The sequence below is a fragment of the Marinobacter sp. genome (genome assembly GCF_035268745.1).
Taxonomy (GTDB): Bacteria; Pseudomonadota; Gammaproteobacteria; order Pseudomonadales; family Oleiphilaceae; genus Marinobacter.
Genome location: NZ_DATFKH010000253.1, coordinates 1 through 3,035, shown reverse-complemented (window position 1 = coordinate 3,035; position 3,035 = coordinate 1). Strand labels below are relative to the sequence as shown.

Annotated in this window: 1 protein-coding gene; it reads right to left on the bottom strand. The window is 56.1% G+C overall.

The genetic code is table 11. The features are described 5' to 3' along the window. Positions 1–127 precede the first annotated feature (127 nt). Entirely contained in the window at positions 128–2,278 is a 2,151-nt protein-coding gene (locus VJ956_RS16030; RefSeq protein ID WP_324086045.1) for a putative transposase, read from the bottom strand. Between the last annotated feature and the right edge of the window lie 757 nt (positions 2,279–3,035).

Here is a 3,035-nt window from a genome sequence, read left to right as displayed (position 1 = left end):
TTCGAGGAGACCCTGGAGGGACTGCTGGCGGCCCAGGCCAAGGATCACATTCTCCAGCGCCATCGCAACGCCCAGCGGCTGCTAAGGCCCCTCCAGGTGGTCAACCCCTATGCCGACCGCCTCACCTTCAGACCTCCTGATCTCTGGGATTCTGCAACGACCCCACTTTGAAGCACAATGTCAGATTTGTTCTTGGGAATAGGGTTTTGGTGTCGTTGAGTTCCTCGCACAATTTCTGAACGATCGTATCCGCGCGAACGGTCGGCAGATGATGAAGGCGGACGGTCAATGTCCCCGTTTCAAAATCAGGAAGCAAGTCCGCTTCGGTTTGATATACGGATGCAAGCAATTGCCTGGCTTCATCCGAGCGGAATTGGTGTCCGCGCAGGATATTGGCCATTGCGGTTTCTGCGCGATAGGCCACCATCTTGATCGTATCGACCAGGTGCTTGCTGGCGGTGGCGAGCTTCTTGAATTGCTGCTCGGGCGGCAACTCGCTCACATCAATATGATGGGGCGTCCCCTTCCTTTGCGTCTTGAGCGTATTAATCTCTTGATCCATGCATTCGATATCTTCCTGAAGTTCCGCTTTGCGGCGCATGAAGGGTTCCACCTTTTCAGGCTCTATAGACTCTTCGAGATTCAAGGCAGTGAAGTTTGCCAGGCGTCTTGAGCGCTTGCCGTTAAGGGATCGGACCTGTCGATCAAGCTCACGCCAGGCTGGGTTTACGATCAATGTGGGGTCGGATATCTCTTCGAGCGAATAGTCCGCCAGCTTATCAATACCAAAGTGTTGGCGGCTATAGCGGAAGAAGTTTTCCTGAGACCATCTCGCGAACATCGCCCCGGAGATTGGAGGGATATCGGAGCGGTAGTCGGTGGCAAGAATCGCGGTCTGATGGCCCCGTGTGGTGAGCTTGCGAATCTCCCGCACCCAAAGTCCATTGCTCAAGCAGGTTCCCCGCTCGGCCAAGCGCATCTCGACGGTCTGACCGCTGATGAGATTTACGCTGTGAAGCCGGAACTCCTCTTCGGCCCAGTCGTCGCCGGGGTACTTGTGATAAGTGAGGCAGGCGATTCGCTTCTCCCTCATTCGCTTGAGAAAGGCCGGACTATAACCTTCGCGATCGTATACCAAGGTAAATCGATGCAGGAGCGAGTCGTCTTCCAATTGTTGCGCGGTGGGTTGCTGAGGGATTTCTCGCTCCAGTCGCGGAACGATTTCGTGCTCAAGGACCTGAAGTAATCCTGGATCGACGGCCTGATTGACGAAGAAGAAGGGCTGACCATCCATGGCGTTGACCCAGTAGTCGGTGGTGGCGCGCAGGCAGAGCTTCTGGCGCGCGACATAGTGGCGGGGCAGCCGGGTTTGGTCGCCGTTATAGACCCGGACATGGCCGTCGATGTAGAGCGTACCGGCCTGTTCGGGCGCCGCCTCCATCCACTGGCGACATAGCTCGGCGCTCCACTGCTGAGGCTGCCCTTCCCGGGACAGAAAGTGAAGCTTGTTACGCAGGGTGCGGACTTCGGGGATCCGGTCCAGGCCCAGCAAGTTGCCCCACTCCCCTGGCGCACAATAGCGCATCGATTCGATGGAGGGTTGGCGGGTGAGGACCATCAGCGCTAACAGCAGGAACAGGCTATCCAACCCATAGTAGCCTTTGGGCTCGGCAAAAAAGCGCTCCGTCGTTTCCAAGAGTCCAAGCGCCAACAGCGCCGGCAGGGCCAGGAGGACCCCGCCGTTGGGAACATCCAGGGCCGGTTCGAAGCGTGGCGGGACGGCTTGTAATTCCCCCTTGCTGGCGGCGACGCGATCATCCACGTTGGTGGTTCCAACCCCCATGGACGCTGCCCGGTCTTGTTCGGTGCGTGCGCTCTTGCTTGGCAAGGGGGCGCTGCACTCTTCGCTGTTCACCGGCAGGTGCAGCTTCCCAACGCGCGTCGCCTTGTACAACGTATTATGCTTGACGTTGATGCGCGATGAGACCTCGCCAATATCCAGCCCTTCGTCGAATAGTTGCTGCGCCTTCTCAAGCACCTCGTCCGTTAATACCGCCGCCCCGCGACGATTGCGTTCCTTGAAAAATCCCCGTGGCCCCTCTTCTCGATACAGTTTTACCGCACGCTTGACCGAGATCTTTTTTACCCCAAATGCTCGAACGATATCCATCTGCTTGGCATGACCGTTTACGCAGAACTGGGCGGTAATCATGCGAAAAGTATCCCGATCCGACTGGTCATGCACGAAGACAGGTATATTGCCCGTGAAGTAGGTCACCAGGTCTCCTTCACACGAAAAGGCCAGCATTGACGTAATGTGCGTGACGCCTACTGGGAAAAACGGAAATTGCGCTTGAGGCATGGCGAGCTACCGGAGTAATGAGTGGGGTTTGAGGGAGCGGAATTCGGCAAGACGTGATCATTGCAGAATCCGAGCGCAAATTGTACAGAGAAACGCTGTTTTCGTCAGATGCTCACATAAACGTCTGAGAGGGGGCCTATTTCTCAGATTCTACGTCGAAAGTCGCGCCGGCTGAGATCAGGGGGTCTGACCTTGGACCTTTGGCCCCCATCCCGTCCATCCTGTCTATTCTTCTTTTCAAAACCCCAGCAAAAAAACGCCGGCGCCAAGGTGTTCACAAGATCTCTCACGGAGGCACGGAGGGGCGTTTCTCCGTGTGCTCCGTGCCGTTGTGAGAGGCGGCTGGAATTGGCAATGCCCTCTAAATCCAACAATTTCTTTACTAGCCTGGGCGATTTAAAAAATAAAATAAACAATATCAAACGAGTGTAATACAGAGAGCGCAGGCGACCGACAGTGATGTTCCTCCAGCCACCGGCGGATCATCTTTCTGTACATTATCCCTTCTTTCGCGGAGCCGCGGAGCGCGAGGCTTGACTCGCCAATGGGGGGGGTCATTAGCGCGTCAAGCCGCGCGCTCCGCTGCTTTTCCACAGATTCTTCACCTTGGACCTTTGGCCCCCATCCCGTCCATCCTGTCTATTCTTCTTTTCAAAACCCCAGCAAAAAAACG